The sequence below is a fragment of the Citrobacter sp. Ce104 genome, assembly GCF_030334595.1.
In the GTDB taxonomy this organism is placed as follows: Bacteria; Pseudomonadota; Gammaproteobacteria; order Enterobacterales; family Enterobacteriaceae; genus Citrobacter; species Citrobacter europaeus.
In genome coordinates, this window is sequence record NZ_JAOWDP010000068.1 from 592,377 (window position 1) to 609,732 (window position 17,356).

At 53.3% G+C, this 17,356-nt stretch carries 16 protein-coding genes; 4 read left to right on the forward strand and 12 right to left on the reverse strand.

Annotated elements, in window-relative coordinates:
* Nucleotides 1-4 precede the first annotated feature (4 nt).
* A complete protein-coding gene (gene pmrD, locus OGW16_RS21285) occupies nucleotides 5-268 on the forward strand; it encodes a signal transduction protein PmrD (protein WP_043017037.1) in 264 nt (87 codons plus the stop codon).
* A 2-nt stretch (nucleotides 269-270) separates the two neighbouring features.
* Here the strand turns inward: pmrD and arnF are convergent, their stop codons facing one another.
* The 8 genes from arnF to nudI form a co-directional block, all read right to left on the reverse strand.
* A complete protein-coding gene (gene arnF / locus OGW16_RS21290; protein WP_043017036.1) occupies nucleotides 271-660 on the reverse strand; it encodes a 4-amino-4-deoxy-L-arabinose-phosphoundecaprenol flippase subunit ArnF in 390 nt (129 codons plus the stop codon).
* Complete coding sequence (gene arnE, locus OGW16_RS21295; protein ID WP_043017035.1) at nucleotides 660-995, reverse strand: 4-amino-4-deoxy-L-arabinose-phosphoundecaprenol flippase subunit ArnE; 336 nt, start codon at nucleotides 993-995, stop codon at nucleotides 660-662. The genes arnF and arnE overlap by 1 nt, the downstream gene beginning before the upstream one ends.
* Nucleotides 992-2,650 carry a lipid IV(A) 4-amino-4-deoxy-L-arabinosyltransferase gene (gene arnT / locus OGW16_RS21300; protein WP_043017034.1) on the reverse strand — a complete coding sequence of 553 codons (1,659 nt, stop codon included), beginning with the start codon at nucleotides 2,648-2,650 and terminating at the stop codon, nucleotides 992-994. Before arnT ends, arnE begins: the two co-directional genes overlap by 4 nt.
* Nucleotides 2,647-3,549 carry a 4-deoxy-4-formamido-L-arabinose-phosphoundecaprenol deformylase gene (gene arnD, locus OGW16_RS21305; protein ID WP_075145885.1) on the reverse strand — a complete coding sequence of 301 codons (903 nt, stop codon included), beginning with the start codon at nucleotides 3,547-3,549 and terminating at the stop codon, nucleotides 2,647-2,649. Before arnD ends, arnT begins: the two co-directional genes overlap by 4 nt.
* Entirely contained in the window at nucleotides 3,546-5,528 is a 1,983-nt protein-coding gene (gene arnA, locus OGW16_RS21310; RefSeq protein ID WP_220771528.1) for a bifunctional UDP-4-amino-4-deoxy-L-arabinose formyltransferase/UDP-glucuronic acid oxidase ArnA, read from the reverse strand. Before arnA ends, arnD begins: the two co-directional genes overlap by 4 nt.
* Nucleotides 5,525-6,508, reverse strand: a complete 984-nt coding sequence (gene arnC / locus OGW16_RS21315; RefSeq protein ID WP_043017031.1) for an undecaprenyl-phosphate 4-deoxy-4-formamido-L-arabinose transferase — start codon at nucleotides 6,506-6,508, stop codon at nucleotides 5,525-5,527. The genes arnA and arnC overlap by 4 nt, the downstream gene beginning before the upstream one ends.
* A 2-nt stretch (nucleotides 6,509-6,510) precedes the next feature.
* Nucleotides 6,511-7,650 carry a UDP-4-amino-4-deoxy-L-arabinose aminotransferase gene (gene arnB / locus OGW16_RS21320; protein WP_200007917.1) on the reverse strand — a complete coding sequence of 380 codons (1,140 nt, stop codon included), beginning with the start codon at nucleotides 7,648-7,650 and terminating at the stop codon, nucleotides 6,511-6,513.
* A 282-nt stretch (nucleotides 7,651-7,932) separates the two neighbouring features.
* Complete coding sequence (nudI, locus tag OGW16_RS21325; RefSeq protein ID WP_043017029.1) at nucleotides 7,933-8,358, reverse strand: nucleoside triphosphatase NudI; 426 nt, start codon at nucleotides 8,356-8,358, stop codon at nucleotides 7,933-7,935.
* Between the two features lie 317 nt (nucleotides 8,359-8,675).
* Between nudI and OGW16_RS21330 the strand changes: the two genes are divergently transcribed.
* Together OGW16_RS21330 and OGW16_RS21335 are read left to right on the forward strand one after the other, a co-directional pair.
* Nucleotides 8,676-9,218, forward strand: coding sequence for a YfaZ family outer membrane protein (locus tag OGW16_RS21330; RefSeq protein ID WP_043017028.1), 543 nt, complete (start codon nucleotides 8,676-8,678; stop codon nucleotides 9,216-9,218).
* 79 nt (nucleotides 9,219-9,297) lie between these two features.
* Nucleotides 9,298-10,494 carry a nicotinamide mononucleotide deamidase-related protein YfaY gene (locus OGW16_RS21335; RefSeq protein WP_286518795.1) on the forward strand — a complete coding sequence of 399 codons (1,197 nt, stop codon included), beginning with the start codon at nucleotides 9,298-9,300 and terminating at the stop codon, nucleotides 10,492-10,494.
* 38 nt (nucleotides 10,495-10,532) lie between these two features.
* On the opposite strand, the gene OGW16_RS21340 is transcribed toward OGW16_RS21335, so the two are convergent.
* From OGW16_RS21340 to glpA, 4 genes are all read right to left on the reverse strand, one after another.
* Nucleotides 10,533-11,474, reverse strand: coding sequence for an Rpn family recombination-promoting nuclease/putative transposase (locus tag OGW16_RS21340; RefSeq protein WP_286518797.1), 942 nt, complete (start codon nucleotides 11,472-11,474; stop codon nucleotides 10,533-10,535).
* Between the two features lie 185 nt (nucleotides 11,475-11,659).
* Entirely contained in the window at nucleotides 11,660-12,850 is a 1,191-nt protein-coding gene (gene glpC / locus OGW16_RS21345; protein WP_043017025.1) for an anaerobic glycerol-3-phosphate dehydrogenase subunit GlpC, read from the reverse strand.
* Nucleotides 12,847-14,106 carry a glycerol-3-phosphate dehydrogenase subunit GlpB gene (gene glpB, locus OGW16_RS21350; protein WP_080626291.1) on the reverse strand — a complete coding sequence of 420 codons (1,260 nt, stop codon included), beginning with the start codon at nucleotides 14,104-14,106 and terminating at the stop codon, nucleotides 12,847-12,849. Before glpB ends, glpC begins: the two co-directional genes overlap by 4 nt.
* Nucleotides 14,096-15,724, reverse strand: a complete 1,629-nt coding sequence (gene glpA / locus OGW16_RS21355; RefSeq protein ID WP_075145892.1) for an anaerobic glycerol-3-phosphate dehydrogenase subunit A — start codon at nucleotides 15,722-15,724, stop codon at nucleotides 14,096-14,098. Before glpA ends, glpB begins: the two co-directional genes overlap by 11 nt.
* 270 nt (nucleotides 15,725-15,994) lie before the next feature.
* On the opposite strand from glpA, the gene glpT reads away from it, so the two are divergent.
* Entirely contained in the window at nucleotides 15,995-17,353 is a 1,359-nt protein-coding gene (gene glpT / locus OGW16_RS21360) for a glycerol-3-phosphate transporter (protein WP_043017022.1), read from the forward strand.
* Nucleotides 17,354-17,356: the final 3 nt, after the last annotated feature.

Genomic DNA, 17,356 nt, shown 5'->3' on the forward strand with positions numbered 1-17,356 from the left:
CGCTATGGAATGGCATGTGAAGAAGACTTGCTGTCACAAAAAAGCAAGGAGGCTCTATGTTGTGCTTTGTGATAGCGGCGGTTCGTTAAAGATGCTTGCCGAGGCGCAATCTTCTGAGCGGGTTAAGCCCGGAGATCTCCTTTCTCCCTTAAAAGACGCGCAGTATTGTATTAATCGCGATTTATCCCGGATGATTAAGATAATTGATGCCAGACAGTATATTTGCGACGAATGGGAACGCGTGTTACGACTGTCCGAAGATAAATAGTCTCAGGGCTGCTGGCGCTGATGTGAAGGCAGAAAAATCGTCATTAGCCCCGCCATGATGCACAGCACTCCGGCAAGTGCCTTCAATGAAAATGTTCCCTGCCAGCCGGGCAGAATCATGGATGCAACCCACACCAGCACATAGCTCAGGCTGAGCAGAGCATAAGCTTTGCTCAGTGCGAGCTGGTGCAGGGCTTTATGCCAACAAATAACCGACAGTAAATAGCCGGCCAGCCCGGCATACAGAGCAAACGCCCCGATGCTAAGAGAAAATACGGCTGTGATGAATTCCTGCGGCCGCAGCATTGGCGGCAGATTATCCATCGCGAAGCCGAGACTCAACTGGGCGGCGGAGGTGATAATAACGCTACATAATCCCCAAAATATGCCCATTACACCGCACTCCCAAGAATAAAGATGCCGGTGATGATGAGCCCAACCCCCAGCCAGTGGCGCGTGGTGACGGGTTCACGCCAGATTTTCCATGCGGCCAGCGTCACCCAGACAAAGTTAAGACTCAGCATGGGGTAGGCGATGCCGACAGGAATGTTCTGCAGTACCGCGAGCCAGAGCAGCATGGCCAAACCGAGACTTGCCAGAGCAAGCCCAATCCATTGCGAAATATGACGTTTTCGCGCTCGTGCGGACACCGGTCGGGTCGCCTGCTTCTGGCATAACTGGCCGCAGACGCTGAGCATGCTGGCGAGAACTAAGGCTATCCAGATCATTTGGGTCGATACTGAATCAGGACCAAGCGCCCCTGATTATCAATGTAATCAGCGGGAGGGATGGCAAGTTGATTAATATCTTCATCCTTATCAATCGAGAGCACGAGCGTAATGTTTCCTTGCTGACGATGTTGCGCTAACCAGTCGGCAAAGTCTTCCCGACTGACAAAACGCCCCTGGGCATCCGGGTAGTTAAGGCCATATTTTAACTCGCCCGTTTGTCCGTACATCATGATGTCGTCACGCTTCAGGCTCCAGGCCAGCCCCGCGGCGACGCCAACGCTATCGGTGAGAATATAACGGCTCGAGTCCAGCGACTCTTTGGTCATCTCGACAAAAAACTGTGGCTGTTTAGATTCCATCACCCGGTCAGGAATGGAAAAGCCAAACAACAGTGCCAGTCCCAATGGGCACAGCGCTGCGAATGGCCAGTTCTTCTCGCGGTTATTTAGCGTATACCAGCCGAACAGCGTCCAGACGATAAAAATACCCCACGCACAAAACACCTTATACGTTTCTATATGCGACCAGACCGGCGTCTTTAACGGGCCCAGCGTGGAAACAATAAACGTGGCGACAATCCCGGTCACACCGAACAGAACGTTGATCCAGCCATTGACGCGCAGCGCGGCTGAGCCTTTTTCCGCGGCCTGTAGGCCGAAACGCGCCATCAATATCGCCAGCGGCGCGAAGCAGGAAAGAATATAGGTTGGCAATTTTCCTTTCGCGATGCTGAAAAAAAGGATTGGCATGATAATCCAGCTTAGCAGGTACAGTGTGCTGCGCGGAACATCTCGCTCACGCCAGCCCGTACGCAGTGCGCCGGGAAGCAGCCCGAGCCACGGTAATGCGCCCGCTACAAATATCGGGATGTAGTACCAGACTGGAGCCTTGTGTTGAGCATCATCCTGCGCGAAGCGTTGAATGTGTTCGACCCAGAAGAAATAATGCCAGAAATCCGGCTCACGCCGGGCAATCGCTATTCCCCACGGCAGCACAATCACGACGCAGCCGACGACCGCCAGCAGACCGTAGTGTATGAGATCTTTCCAGCGCTTTTGTGCGAAAACCCACGGCAGTACGCTGAGCACCGGAACGGCAAGCGCCAGGAAACCCTTGGTCATTACGCCCATGCCGCAGGTTAACCCTAACAGCAAAAAGGCAGTCATTTTGCGCGTTCTGGTGGTGGCCTGCATCCCCTGCCAAAAACAACACATGCCCGCCATTAGCCAGAGCGCGATGATAGGATCAAGTACCGCGTAGGTGCCGATGCTGTATACCAAAAAAAACGTTAAAAAGATAACTGATGAGAGTACGGCGGTACGCTTATCCTGCCATAACCGCATGGCAAGCCAGGCTACCAGTAGCGCCGTCAGCAAGGTGGCAAAAATGGCCCCCGCTCTGACGCCAAAATTATTGGCGCCAAACAACCATTGCCCGATGCTGTTTAACCAGTATCCGGCAATCGGTTTTTCAAAATAACGCAGCCCTAAAAAGTGAGGAACGATCCAGTCGCCAGAGGTCAGCATCTCCCGGCTGATTTCGGCATAGCGCGTCTCATCTGGCTGCCAGAGCAGGCGACTGTTGATGGGAAGAATAAAATACAGCGCAATAAAAGCGATGAACGCCAGAGTGTAGCGGGCAGCAGATTTCATTGTGTCACACTCACCGGTTGTTGGCAGCCGAGCCACCCCTCTCTGCCGGGAATTTTGCCACGCACGATCTGTCCTGTTGGCAGCGTATTAATATCGTCTGGTAACAGCTCGCCGAGCGGGCAAAATGTGATCCCCATGTCTGCGGCGCGAATAAGCAGCTCGTCAAAGTCCTGATGAAAGGCGATGCCTTCAACTTCCGCATGAATGGTGTACACCGGTGTTCCTCTGCTCATCTGGATGTGGGAGAGAATATAAGAGTTGAAGTCCACCGCCTGGACCTCCTGACCAACCACTTCATCCCATGTTGGTAACGTGACGGGAATTTGCGGTGTACCTGTTTTCCCGGACGCCAGCACAGGACGGAATAACGATGTTCCCCGACAGTCGCTGTTATAGCGCAGATGGAACGTTTCTTTGGCATGGATGACGCGGTTGTCGGCACGCCATCCGGCAACCGCAGAACAGGTGACAGGCTGTCCGATGATGGCTTCAAGGGCGGATATGCCTCGTGAAATATCATCAATTAACTGTTTATCATTCCAGTTTCCGCTTCGCGCCTGCCAGGCATGGTGATCCCAGGCATGCAAACCGGTTTCATGAAGCAGGGCGGTTTGTGCAATGATCGCCGCATTAGCCTGGCCGATTTCTTTACCCGGCCATGCGGTTCCCGCCAGCAAAATATCCCATCCGTAGAGTGATGCCGCGTTTGAGCGCAGCATCTTCCACAGAAATTGTGGTTTCACAAGACGCCAGAGATGGCGCCCCATGTTGTCAGGTCCAACGCTAAAGAAAAAACTTGCCCGGACGCGATGTCGGTTCAATGTCTCCAGCAGGCGGGGCACGCCTTCGCGCGTCCCCCTGAACGTATCGACATCAATGCGCAAGCCGACTTTGGTCATGATGTGTGTTCCGTGATATCCACGCTGCGTAAGAAGAAGTCCAGCGTCTCTTCTACCGTTTCCTGCATCTCAATGCCAGGTTCCCAGTTCAGGCAGCGTTTTGCGTTGCGAATATTGGGCTTACGATGCTCAACGTCCTGATAACCTTTACCATAGTAGGTACTGCTTTCGACGTCGCGGAAACCGGCAAACGGCGGGAAGTGGTTACGCAATGGATGTTTTTCAAAGCAGGAAAGCAGCATTTCTGCCAGTTCCTGAATACTCGCTTCGTTCTCCGGGTTACCGATGTTGATAATCTCGCCGTCGCAGCGTCCGCCTTCGTTTTCAATGATGCGGTACAGGGCTTCGATACCATCGCGAATGTCGGTAAAGCAGCGTTTCTGCTTGCCGCCTTCAATCAGCTTGATCGGTGACCCTTCCACCAGATTGAGGATCAACTGGGTGATGGCGCGTGAGCTGCCGATACGCGCGGCGTTAAGGCTGTCCAGACGCGGCCCCATCCAGTTAAACGGGCGGAACAGGGTGAAGCGTAATCCCTCTTTTTCGCCGTACGCCCAGATAACGCGATCCAGCAACTGCTTAGAAACAGAGTAGATCCAGCGCGGTTTATTCACCGGGCCGACGATCAGATTCGAGCTGTCCTCATCGAAGACGTTATCGGTACACATGCCGTAGACTTCGGAGGTTGACGGGAAAATAATGCGCTTATGGTATTTCACGCAGTAGCGAATGATTTTCAGGTTCTCTTCGAAATCGAGCTCAAACACGCGCAGCGGGTTGCGGGTATATTCGATTGGCGTTGCGATCGCCACCAGCGGCAGCACGACGTCGCATTTTTTCACATGATACTCAATCCATTCGGAGTGAATGCTGATGTCACCTTCGACGAAATGGAATCGCGGATGTTGCAGAAAACGCCCAATGGCGTCGCTACCAATATCGAGTCCATATACTTCATAATTATCTTCTTGCAGCAGGCGTTCGGTCAGATGGTTACCAATGAAGCCGTTAACGCCGAGGATTAGCACACGAGTACGACGTTTGCTGGCGGTAACTGACTGGCTGTTCAGACGAGAACCTGGTACCAGGCCCAGAACCTGCGCCAGTTGTGACCCCTGCATTGCAATACCATCGCCAGCTTGTCCGGTAATAATCTCCAGTGCGCCATCGGCACAGGCGATCAGCAAAGGGGATACGGAGACGACGGTGCCCGGTTGGGCCGCAAAATCGTTTGTGCAAACCCGAGATGTCCAGACGGTGAACTTTTGCGTGCCGACGTAGCTAAATGCGCCCGGCCACGGATCGCTGACGGCGCGAACCTGGTTATGCAGCTCTGCGGCAGGCTTGTTCCAGTCGAGGAGGCTATCTTCCGGCGTACGGCGACCAAAGCTGGTGGCTTCTGCTTCCTGTTGGGGGCGTTCTGCATAATCTCCCGTTTTAATCGCAGGCAGCGTTTGTTCCAGCAACTGACGCGCAGCCTGGCATAATTTATGGTGCAGCGTTAACGCCACGTCTTCCGGCGAAATAGCAACGCGCTGCTGGGCAACTATGGCACCCGCATCCGCGCGTTTGACCATGCGGTGAAGCGTGACGCCGGTTTCGGTTTCGCCATTAACCAATACCCAGTTCAGAGGCGCGCGACCACGGTATTTCGGCAGCAGCGAACCGTGCAGATTAAATGCCCCCTTAGGCGCAAGACTGAGGATCTCATCACTCAGTAAATGACGATAGTAGAATGAGAAGATGACATCTGGCGCCAGTTGGCTAATGCGCTCAATCCACAGGGGATGATTGACCTCGTCCGGGGCGTAAACCGGAATACCAGCGCTGGCCGCCAGGCGGGAAACAGATCCAAAAAACGCTTTTTCACCCGGGTTGTCGGTGTGTGTAAAAATTGCAGCGATTTCATAACCTGCATCTAATAAAGCCTGGACACCCTGACATCCCATATCGTGATAGGCAAATACGACGGTTTTCATGCGCGGTTTTCCTCGTTTGACTGTGTGGTTTGTGGGCGAATAACGTGTTGAACAAAATAGCGGGGGCGGGCGCGGACATCGTTATAGATGCGACCGATATATTCGCCGAGTAAACCCATGCCAATAAACTGTGCGCCGATAAAGGTAAACAGGACGGCAAACAGCATGAATACCCCTTCCGCGGCCCACTGTGGGCCGAGCGTCAGGCGCAGAACAACAAGCACAACGGATAAGGTAAAGCCGGTGGCGGCAATCACGCTGCCCAACAGGCTCAACATACGAAGCGGCGTGGTGGTCAGACAGGTCACCAGGTCATACATCAGGTTGATCAGACGCATGAAGCTGTATTTAGAGTCACCAAATTCACGCTCTGCATGATGTACCGGGATTTCGGTGGCACGACGGGCAAAAATATTGGCCAGAATCGGGATAAAGGTGCTGCGCTCCTGGCAATGCAGCATGGCATCGACGATGTGACGGCGATAGGCGCGTAGCATGCAACCATAGTCGCCCATCGCTTTACCGGTGGTGCGCTGAATAAGATGGTTGATCATGCGCGAGGCGGTCTTACGAAATACGCTGTCCTGGCGGTTCTGACGTACCGTACCCACCACATCGAAGCCTTCATCTGCGGTGGCAACCAGTCGGGGGATCTCCTCCGGCGGGTTTTGCAAATCGGCATCCAGCGTGATGATCAAGTCGCCGGTGACATGGCTGAAACCGGCCATAATTGCCGAGTGTTGCCCGTAATTTCGATTCAGTAAAATAGAGACAATATGGCTGTTCGGTGCCTGAGACGCGTCCATCATCAACTGCGCGGAGTTGTCGCTGCTGCCGTCATCGATTAGTAGAATCTCATAGTCTTTGCCCAATTTTTCGCAGGCGGCACTGGTACGTCTGATTAGCTCTGGCAGGCTTTCCTGTTCATTAAAAACGGGAATGACCACCGAGACTTTTTTGATCGGTGCTGCTTCAAACATGGTTATTGTCCTGCAATCTCGCGAAGTGCCGTAATCACCCGCTGGGTGTCCGCTTCGGTCATGTCGGGGAATAGCGGCAGCGAGCAGATGCGCGCGCTGTTCCATTCAGTATTTGGGAGCGAAAGGGTAGTGAAGCGTTCGCGGTAATATTTTTGTGTATGGGCCGCACGAAAATGCAGACCAGTGCCGATATTTTTGGCCTTTAGCGCCTCCATCAGGGCATCTCTGCTCAGGCCACAGCGCGCTTCGTCAACGCGAATGATGTACAGATGCCAGGCGTGAACGTGCGACCACTGGGGCAGGCCCAGCGGTTGAAACGGGGTATCGGCCAGCGCCTGTTGATATTTCTGGACAATTTGCGCCCGGCGTGAATTCAGTTGTCCCAGCTTATTCAGCTGTACCAGCGCGATGGCGGCATTGATATCTGTGAGGTTGTATTTGTATCCTGGCGTAAGTACTTCGGCCTGCGGCGCCCGGCCATAGGTTTGTCGATCAAATGCATCGACGCCCAGACCGTGAAACTTCAGGCTGCGAAGACGCTGGGCAAGCTGACTGTCGTCGGTGACGATTAGCCCACCTTCTGCACAGGTGATATTTTTGATGGCGTGAAACGAGAAGATTGCCGTGCCGCGCGCGCCGACATGGCGACCCTTATACAACGTCCCTACGGCGTGAGCCGCATCTTCTATAACCGGAATGCCGTAGCGCTCGCCAATGGCATAAATTGCGTCAAGGTCGGCGGGGGCGCCTGCGTAATGTACCGGAATAATGGCTTTGGTACGCGGGGTGATAGCGGCTTCAATCTGCTCCGGCGTGACCATCAGCGTATCGCGGTCGACGTCGATCATGACCGGCGCCGCACCCAGCAAAACAATCATGTTGAGGGTCGAAACCCATGTCATTGACGGCGTAATGACCTCATCGCCTGCGCCTATGCCCAGCGCCATCAACGTGATGTGCATCCCTGCCGTAGCGGAGCAGACGGCGACGGCGTGCTGATTTCCGGTGAGCTGACAGAATGCTTCTTCCAGTTGTTGGTTTTTCGGGCCGGTGGTTATCCATCCAGAGTCCAGAACCGTCTTCACAGCGGCAAGTTCTTCAGCGCCCATGGACGGGCGAGAGAAAGGCAAAAAGTCAGACATCATTATTCCTTCAAGCCATTTAACGCCACCGAAGTTTTATTTTTCGTGATAAACAGGGGGCGTTAATTATTTAATCAGGCTTCAAAGGTTAATGACTGAAGGTTAATTTATCCTTAAGAGTTTAAGGTTTGAAATTCAAAGATAAAAAGAGGGGGCGGTGATTTATTTGTTTGAATATAAAGTGTTTTTAGTCTTCATGGCGGTAATGACCTCTGTTGCTGAATGCTGAGAACAATACCGCTATTGTGCACATTGTTTATATTACGTTTAAACTTGTGGGATTTACAGTAACCCTTTCAAAGTTAACGTTTTACGCGTGGCGATATTTAAGTCGTAGGTGCGGAGATCTTCCGCTTTAACCCAGGCGAATGCCTGGAACTCTTCGTTAATGTTCACTTCGCGATTCGCCGCCACACAATCGAAGATGAGATAAATCATATAAATCTCTTCCTGGCTGCCATCGGCATAAGTTTTGGTACGAATATCGTCACTGAAGGTCCATGGCGTAATTTCTGATAACACCAACTGTTCACCCAGTTCTTCTCTCACTTCCCGGCGCAGAGCTTCTTCGATGCGTTCGCCTGGTTCAACACCGCCGCCAGACAGCGCCCACTGACCGGGAAACACACCGCGGTCGTCAGCCATTTTGCACAGCAAATAACAGCCATCGTTTTCAATTAATGGGCAAACAATCGTTCTTTGGCGCATAAGTTCAGTCCTTTAGGGGAGGTAGAAAAAAATTCCATCATGCACGCATCTTACCTTTTGCTGACGCTAGAAAAAATGCTTCATCAATGAATAACGCCACTTTGGCTGGGAAAACAGGATGTTTGTTGAAAACGGCCATTTGCTACGTTCACATGTATAAATGACACAAGAATTTAACCTTATCCACATCTTCTGAGTAGTATTTAGTTACAATATGTCGTTGCATCGCTTTTTTAGCTCATTGATTCCTCGTCATCTGACAGTACAATTCACCGGTTTTGGGGCTATGTTTTGATTCTTGCTGGAAAGGATAGAAAATGAAAAAAAGTTTAATGTTGGGTTTTGCCGGAATGCTGTTTTTTTCCGCGTCGGCGAGCGCGATTAGCATCAGCGGCCAGGCGGGCGAAGACTACACCAACCTGGGTTTCGGTATGGGTACTGAGACCACCGGTCTGGCTGTCAGCGGTAACTGGATGCATAACGATGACGACGGTGATGTTGCCGGACTGGGCCTGGGTCTGAATATCCCACTGGGTCCACTGTTAGCGACCGTTGGCGGTAAAGGCGTTTATACCAATCCAAACGATGGTGATGAAGGTTATGCGGCGGCGGTAGGTGGCGGTCTGCAGTGGCCGATCGGCGACAGCATTCGTCTGTTTGGTGAGTACTATTACTCGCCGGATTCGCTTTCCAGCGGTATCGACAGCTATGAAGAAGCGAATGCCGGTGCGCGTCTGACTATCCTGCGCCCGCTGAGTATTGAAGCCGGCTATCGCTATCTGAACCTGGCGGGTAAAGACGGCAACCGTGATAATGCGATTGCTGACGGCCCGTACGTTGGGGTTAATGCCAGCTTCTGATATTTCTGGCGCGGCGTTCAGTCGCGCCTTCCCCCCTCCATGCGTTATAGTGTTTTCATCATAAAAGCAGGAGAACACGATGTTAAACGTGGAGATGTTATCCACCGGGGATGAAGTGTTGCACGGACAAATCGTCGACACCAATGCCGCCTGGCTGGCCGATTTTTTCTTTAATCAGGGTTTACCGCTAACGCGTCGCAACACGGTAGGTGACAATCTTAACGATTTGGTCGCCGTCTTGCGTGAGCGTAGCGAACATGCCGATGTACTGATCGTTAACGGCGGTCTGGGGCCAACCAGCGATGACTTGAGCACGCTGGCGGCGGCAACGGCAAAAGGCGAAGGGCTGGTGCTGCATGAAGCATGGCTCGCCGAGATGGAGCGTTATTTCCGCGATCGTGGACGCGTAATGGCGCCGAGCAACCGCAAACAGGCTGAACTTCCTGCCAGCGCGGAGTTTATCAATAATCCGGTGGGGACCGCGTGCGGGTTTGCCCTGAAGCTTAACCGCTGCCTGATGTTCTTTACGCCGGGTGTACCATCTGAATTTAAAGTCATGGTTGAGCATGAAATCCTGCCGCGTTTGCGTGAGCGTTATTCGCTGTCTCAACCTCCGCTATGCCTGCGATTAACTACTTTTGGTCGCTCAGAAAGCGATCTGGCGCAAAGCCTGGACCCGCTGCCATTGCCTCCGGGAGTGACAATGGGCTACCGCTCCTCAATGCCGATTATTGAGCTGAAGCTGACCGGACCGGATTCCCAACGCGAAGCGATGCTGGCGCTGTGGCCCGAAGTTAAGCGGGTTGCCGGGCAGAATATGATTTTCGAAGGTACGGAAGGTTTGCCCGCGCAAATCGCCCGCACATTGCAGGAACGACAATACAGCCTGACGCTGAGCGAACAATTCACCGGTGGTCTGGTGGCGCTACAGCTTTCGCGTGCAAATGCTCCTTTGTTGGCAAGTGAAGTGGTGCCTCCCCAGGAAGAAACGCTGGCGCAAACGGCGCATTGGGTAACCGAGCGACGCGGCAATCACTATGCCGGGCTGGCACTGGCGATATCGGCTTTCGAAAACGAACATATTAACTTTGCGTTGGCCACGCCTAACGGGACGCATGCCTTACGCGTACGGTTGAACGCTAATCGCTACAGCTTGCCGATTCGCCAGGAAGTGTGCGCGATGATGGCCCTCAATATGCTGCGCCGTTGGCTCAACGGCCAGGATGTTGCCAGCGAGCACGGCTGGATCGAAGTCGTTGAGTCGCTCACGATTTAATGATTGATAGGGAAGGCTACAAACCTTCCCTGTCTGACTCATTTGGTGACATCGTCAGGCAATAACCCAGTAATTAACCGAATCAAATCTCTATCAATTCCATTTTCCAGCATCATGCGCGCGATGCGCAAGGCTTCTTCTTGTGTACCTTTGCGTACTCCTTGCGCTAATCCTTGTTGTATCCCTTGTTCAATTCCTTGTTGCAGCCCATTGTGGTGACCTTCCTGTTTCAGCCTCTCTGCTATTGTCATTAACCTCTCCTTGTTATGTGGGGAACTTTCGGCAACTTCATGGATAAATCCGCTGACGTGAGAAGCGTCACCGTACCGTAGCAGATAATTAAATAGCGTTTGTAGCTGGCTGTCATTAGCGGTACTTGTAACTAATAGCGAGACCAGTCGGTCCACTAACCCCATTAAATCACGATCGCGGATATGTTTTTGCATCAACTCAAGCAGCGCAATCCCCTGATGTTGTGCGATTTCATCGTCAGGTATTACGGTAATGTCGACCAGCGGAAAAGCCTCTGAATACAGTTGGCGCGCCAGTTGCGGATTATCAAATTCATCCAGCCAGTTGAGCGACCAGGGATAGGGACTTTGTTGACCGTGATAAAACAGCATGGGGATCACCAGCGGCAGCGTTTTATGCCCGGCATCAAGATGATGCTGCATCGCAGCAGTGGCATAACGCATCAGGCGAAATGCCATGTGCTGTACCGCGGTACTCTGATGTTCGATAACACAATAGATATACCCCTGACCTTCGCGTGTTTTTAGTGACCACAATACGTCTGAGTAGTAAGCACGGAGATCCTGTTCGATAAAACTGGTGGACTCCAGCTTCAGCGTTTGCATATCGCATATCTCACGTAATGCGACAGGGAGGTGAATATCCAGAAAATCCCGAGCCATCTCGGGGTAAGACATTATCTTTTTAAAAACCGCATCGTGCGGTGTAGGTGTGGTGGATTTAGCCATGGTAGTCCGTCACCAGAAAGAGAAGATGGCGTGACGGTATCCGCTTCTAACATACGTTGCATGTGGAGAATGGGGGCTTTGCGTAGATGAATCAGAGATAAATACGTCCAATTGCAACGTATTCAGTTAAGCGGAACATGATGCGCAAAAATGCCCGGTAAGCAGGACGCCACCGGGCAACAGAGTTAACCTAACGCTTTGGCAAGCAGGGTGATGGGATGTTCGCAACGCTTACTGGTAGACATCTCAATCTGCCATTTACAGGTTTCGCAGTCGGTGACGACGATATCAGCGCCGCTTTCTTCAATCTGGCGGAATAACGGTGCGCCAATGGATTGCGATGTCGGGTAGTTTTCCTTTTTAAAGCCGTATGTCCCGGCAATCCCGCAGCACTGCGAGTCCAGCACCGTTAGCTCCAGACCTGGAATTTGCCGCAACAGTTCCAGCGTGTAGAGCGTCCAGCCCATTTTCTCCATGTGGCATGGCGTGTGATAGACCACCTTCAGCGGCAGCGTTTTCAACGGTAGCGTTTTGCCTTCATCCAGCTTGCGCCACAGCCAGCGGGTTGCCAGTTCAATGTGCTCGCGCAGGCCTGAGTTATCGACATCCAGCACTTCCGGATATTCATCACGCAGCGCAAAGGTGCAGGTGGATGAGGTGGCGATCACCGGAATGCCCTTGCCATCAATCGCTTCCCTAAGCGAAGCCACGTTGCTCACCGCCTGCTTACGCGCTTTATCGGTAAAGCCGTTGGCAATCAGCGGCACGCCGCAGCATTTCTCTTTGCTCAGCAGTTGCACCCCGGTTCCCATCGCGTTCAACACCTTGATCAGATCTTTGCCGAGCTGGGGATGGTTGTAATTCACAAAACAGCCATGGAAAAAGGCGACTTGATCCGGATACTGCGCCTGCTGTGCGGCAACGCTGCGATACCAGCGGCGGAAAGTACCAAAGGAGTACTTCGGCAGCGTACGGCGATGATCGATTTTTAGCGCGTAATCCAGCAACTGACGCACCGGTTTTAGCGAGGTGGCGGTATTCACTATCGGGGCGAAGGGGGTGGATACGCTACCCATCAAATCGGTATGGCTCAGGACAAAGTTACGTAACGACGGACGTGTAGTGTCGTATTTGGCGCGCGCGCGCTGGATGATATCGCCAATTTTCACGTCTGACGGGCAAGCTACTTCACAACGCTTACAGTTAATGCAGTATTTCAGCGCATCGTCATATAACGCGCCATCTTTCAGGCGCAGACGCTCACCGTCCGGGCCGGCCTGTTTAGGACCAGGGTAGTTCGGATTGACGCGACTTACCGGGCAGGCCGTGGTGCACACCGTGCATTTGATACAACTTTCAAAACGTGTGTCGCTCATTGCTGGCCTCCTGCACGTTTCGCAATATGATGTGCGGCATGTAAAGCGCTGACAGCGCACACGCCGCCTCCGCAACCCTGGGCGATAGGGTCGAATCCGCCGAGAACCGAACCGATGGCATACATGTTCTCTATCGTTTGTCCCGCCAGTGACGGGCGTAATCCGGCATCGGTCGTAACACCAAACTGTTGCCATGGTTGTGGGTCGAAGACGTCACGCTGATACCACTCGGCGCGAGTGGTGGTTTGCTGTACATCCAGCCCCAGGATCGGTTCATAGATAGCCTCACGCGTGGCGACCAGTCCACTGCTGAAGAAGCTGCCGCTGGCGAGCACGGCGAAGCGTGGTCGCAAAGGAATATCGGCATGATTACGGGTCCAGATTTCGCTGACCACGCCATCCTGACAGGTGATTTTCTTCACTTCATCACCCGGCATCCAGACGCCGCCCTGACGCACAAACTTGCGCTGCAATTTGTTGTGCAAACGCATACCCAGAACCGAAGGCGGTAGGGTCGGTAGCAGCGACAGCGAGCAGGGGAGGCGCTCGTTAAGCCACTGCCAGAGTCGTTCATCCGCCAGACCGAAGCAGGCTGGCATGATTATCATGTCGCAGGTTTTTGCGACCGGTAATAAAGCGTCATAGAGTAGTGACCATTTATCTTCGTTATCCAGCAGGCGCGCTATATTGACGGCGCGAAACTCGGTTGGGTTATCACGCAGGACGTCCAGCTCAGGCAGGTCGATTTCTGCCGTCTCGACGCTGAGATTGCGTTGACGCAGTGAGGCCGCGGCCAGATGCGCCTGGAAATCCAGTAAGCCGCTAATACCTACCACGCAGATACGCTGCGCGGGCAGCGGCCAGACCGGAACTTCCGGGGAACTTAACCAGGTTGAGCGCAGTGTTCCCAGCGGGGTTACGCGTTGATGTGACTGATGTACCTTGCCCTGCAAATGGGTTCCACATTCTTCCAGCAGATTTTGCGCCTGCTGGGCCAGTTCCAGAACGTTGCGGGTTCCGATGGTGCTATACGGATGTGTGGGTGCCTGAGTGCGCAGCGCATTCAGGCCCGCTTCTATATCGGTCACCGGTTGGCCATCGGGTAAGTTACTGAGCAAATCCAGTGAGCCGGAAGAAAAATGCAGGGCACTTTGGCCGCGCGTGACAATCGTGCAGCGTAAACCGCTTTTTTGCAGTTGCAGGCCGCACAGCAGTCCGGCCAGACCGCCGCCGATAATGACGGTATCAAATTTCATCCTGGTGCTCCTTTTCCAGACCGCACAATCCCTGATAGACCCAGCGCGTGAATTCGCTTTCGCGCAGCGCATCTCCCCAGGCGATAGGCTGCACGCCTTTCCAGCGCTCGTTGAGGAAATCGGAAAGCTGGGTGATAGATTGCGCGGCGGTGGTGACATTAAAACGTTGCAGCAAACCTGCGGCGCGACAGGCACATAATTCGCCCTGGCAGGTCCCCATTCCAACACGGGTACGGCGACGCAAATCCAGCAGACTGTTGACGGTTAAATTTTCGACGGCGTATTGCACTTCGCCTGCAGTGACCGCTTCGCATTCACAGACCAGGCTGCGGTGTTGACGACCTTCACTAAGCCACGCAGGGGTGCGATCGCCGTGGCGGTAGACCGCCGAGCCGCGCAGTGGTGCGGGCAACGAGATCACGCGTTTAAGCGTATGCTCGGTAGAATCCTGTGAGCCAGGCAGCGCGGTGTCTGCCGTTGTACAAGGTTGGGTATTACCCAGCTTACGGCAAACCGCATCGGTAGCCCATTCCGCCATCAGGCGGTAGGTCATCAGTTTGCCGCCGGTAATGGTGATAAATCCGTCCAGTCCGTCACGCTCTGCATGATCGAACAGCACAATTCCGCGGCTGACGTTACGTCCACTTGGATCGTCGTCACTGGCCACCAGCGGACGCACACCTGAGTAGGCGCGTAAAATGCGCGTTTTCGCCATAATCGGCGCCAGTTTCTCACCTTCACGCAGCAGAATATCGACCTCTTCTGCGGTGACGCGGTTGCTGTCTATATCGTCGTAATCAATGTGCTGCGAGGTAGTACCGATTAGCGAAATGGTATCACCGGGCACCAGAATATCGGCGTCAGACGGCTTACGGCAGCGGTTGATGACATGCTGGTTAATACGATGATCCATAATCAGCAGTGAACCTTTGGCCGGAAACATACGGATGCTCAGATCGGCATATTCCGCGATCCGCTGGCCCCAGATCCCGGCGGCGTTGACCACTACTGGCGCATGCAGGGACTGCATCTCACCCGTAAGATGGTTACGCACGTTAACGCCGCAAACCGTTGCCCCTTCGCGAATCAGTCCCGTCACTTCATGCGCTGTTAAGATAACCGCGCCATGCTCACGCGCATCCAGCATGTTGGCGGCGGTTAAGCGGAAAGGATCAACCGTGCCGTCCGGCACTTTTACCGCACCAATCAGCTGTGGGTTAACGGAGGGTTCAATAATGCGGGCCTGCTGAGGGTCGATCGCTTCTGCGCGAATACCGGCCTCTTCACAGGCGCGAATAAAGGTAGCCTGAAAGGAGAGCTCATCCTCCGGCAGGGTAATAAACAGACCGTCCGTCGGCTCAACGCAATGACGGGCGATACGTTTCAGAATTTGGTTTTCGCTGATGCACTCACGGGCAGATTCAGCATCGGTGACGGCGTAGCGCGCACCGCTGTGCAGCAGGCCGTGGTTACGTCCGGTCGCCCCTGTGGCGATATCGTGGCGCTCCACTAAGATGACGCGCAACCCGCGCAGCGCACAATCACGTGCGATCCCTGCACCAGTTGCTCCTCCACCAATGATAATCACGTCACTTGTTTGCGAGTCGCGAGTTTTCATTGTTTTTCCTCACAGTTCGTTTTTTATCATTTAGCCACATAAAAAACATGGATTGTTTGATTTCGCGCATAATCGCTCATTATTCGAAAATGAAACGTGATTTCATGCGCTTTTATGAACATTTGTCATAAATCTGTAACAATATGTGCTGCGTTTCACATTTTTGTTATGTATCTTTCCTTAACATCGCGGCCACACTGGGAGCGGTAGGGTAGTAATGACGAACTGCAGTGTTTACTTCGAATGAAAGACGGCCACGGAGGCTACACTATGTTGAGCATTTTTAAACCAGCGTCACACACGGCGCGTTTGCCTGCAGCGGAGATCGACCCGACATATCGTCGATTACGTTGGCAGATTTTTCTGGGGATATTTTTTGGTTATGCCGCGTACTATCTGGTACGTAAGAACTTTGCCCTTGCGATGCCGTATCTGGTTGAGCAAGGCTTTTCGCGTGGCGATCTGGGTTTTGCCTTGTCCGGTATCTCCATTGCTTATGGATTTTCGAAATTCATCATGGGATCCGTCTCGGATCGCTCGAATCCGCGCGTTTTCCTGCCAGCGGGTCTGATACTGGCCGCCGCTGTGATGTTGTTCATGGGCTTTGTGCCGTGGGCGACGTCGAGCATTGCGATTATGTTTGTGCTGCTGTTCCTCTGCGGATGGTTCCAGGGAATGGGGTGGCCGCCGTGTGGTCGTACCATGGTGCACTGGTGGTCGCAGAAAGAGCGTGGGGGCATAGTTTCCGTCTGGAACTGTGCGCACAACGTGGGCGGCGGTCTGCCTCCTCTGTTGTTCCTGCTGGGCATGGCCTGGTTTAATGACTGGAAAGCGGCGCTGTACATGCCTGCTTTCGGTGCGATCGTCGTCGCGCTGTTTGCTTTTGCTCTGATGCGCGACACGCCGCAATCCTGTGGCCTGCCGCCTATCGAAGAGTACAAGAACGACTACCCGGACGATTACAACGAGAAAGCGGAAGAAGAGCTGACTGCGAAGCAGATCTTCATGCAATACGTACTGCCGAACAAACTGTTGTGGTACATCGCTATCGCCAACGTGTTTGTTTATCTGCTGCGCTACGGCATCCTCGACTGGTCACCGACCTATCTGAAAGAAGTGAAGCATTTCGCACTGGATAAATCTTCCTGGGCCTACTTCCTGTATGAATATGCGGGTATTCCGGGCACGCTGCTGTGTGGCTGGATGTCGGATAAAGTCTTCCGTGGCAACCGTGGTGCGACCGGCGTGTTCTTTATGACGCTGGTGACGATTGCGACCATCGTTTACTGGATGAACCCGGCAGGAAATCCGAACGTTGATATGGCTTGTATGATTATCATCGGCTTCCTGATCTACGGCCCGGTCATGCTGATTGGTCTGCACGCGCTGGAACTGGCGCCGAAAAAAGCGGCGGGTACGGCGGCAGGCTTCACCGGACTGTTCGGTTATCTCGGCGGTTCTGTGGCGGCGAGCGCCATTGTCGGCTACACCGTTGACTTCTTCGGTTGGGACGGCGGCTTTATGGTGATGATTGGCGGTAGCGTGCTGGCGGTAATTCTGCTGGTGGTCGTTATGATTGGCGAAAAACGTCATCACGAAGAGATGTTACTGAAGCGTAACGGGGGCTAATAG

What these genes read in the sequence shown, in the direction of transcription:
- pmrD (WP_043017037.1), top strand. Translation starts at nt 5, where the DNA reads ATGGAATGGCATGTGAAGAAGACTTGCTGTCACAAAAAAGCAAGGAGG.
- arnF (WP_043017036.1), bottom strand. Translation starts at nt 660, where the DNA reads ATGGGCATATTTTGGGGATTATGTAGCGTTATTATCACCTCCGCCGCC.
- arnE (WP_043017035.1), bottom strand. Translation starts at nt 995, where the DNA reads ATGATCTGGATAGCCTTAGTTCTCGCCAGCATGCTCAGCGTCTGCGGC.
- arnT (WP_043017034.1), bottom strand. Translation starts at nt 2,650, where the DNA reads ATGAAATCTGCTGCCCGCTACACTCTGGCGTTCATCGCTTTTATTGCG.
- arnD (WP_075145885.1), bottom strand. Translation starts at nt 3,549, where the DNA reads ATGACCAAAGTCGGCTTGCGCATTGATGTCGATACGTTCAGGGGGACG.
- arnA (WP_220771528.1), bottom strand. Translation starts at nt 5,528, where the DNA reads ATGAAAACCGTCGTATTTGCCTATCACGATATGGGATGTCAGGGTGTC.
- arnC (WP_043017031.1), bottom strand. Translation starts at nt 6,508, where the DNA reads ATGTTTGAAGCAGCACCGATCAAAAAAGTCTCGGTGGTCATTCCCGTT.
- arnB (WP_200007917.1), bottom strand. Translation starts at nt 7,650, where the DNA reads ATGTCTGACTTTTTGCCTTTCTCTCGCCCGTCCATGGGCGCTGAAGAA.
- nudI (WP_043017029.1), bottom strand. Translation starts at nt 8,358, where the DNA reads ATGCGCCAAAGAACGATTGTTTGCCCATTAATTGAAAACGATGGCTGT.
- OGW16_RS21330 (WP_043017028.1), top strand. Translation starts at nt 8,676, where the DNA reads ATGAAAAAAAGTTTAATGTTGGGTTTTGCCGGAATGCTGTTTTTTTCC.
- OGW16_RS21335 (WP_286518795.1), top strand. Translation starts at nt 9,298, where the DNA reads ATGTTAAACGTGGAGATGTTATCCACCGGGGATGAAGTGTTGCACGGA.
- OGW16_RS21340 (WP_286518797.1), bottom strand. Translation starts at nt 11,474, where the DNA reads ATGGCTAAATCCACCACACCTACACCGCACGATGCGGTTTTTAAAAAG.
- glpC (WP_043017025.1), bottom strand. Translation starts at nt 12,850, where the DNA reads ATGAGCGACACACGTTTTGAAAGTTGTATCAAATGCACGGTGTGCACC.
- glpB (WP_080626291.1), bottom strand. Translation starts at nt 14,106, where the DNA reads ATGAAATTTGATACCGTCATTATCGGCGGCGGTCTGGCCGGACTGCTG.
- glpA (WP_075145892.1), bottom strand. Translation starts at nt 15,724, where the DNA reads ATGAAAACTCGCGACTCGCAAACAAGTGACGTGATTATCATTGGTGGA.
- glpT (WP_043017022.1), top strand. Translation starts at nt 15,995, where the DNA reads ATGTTGAGCATTTTTAAACCAGCGTCACACACGGCGCGTTTGCCTGCA.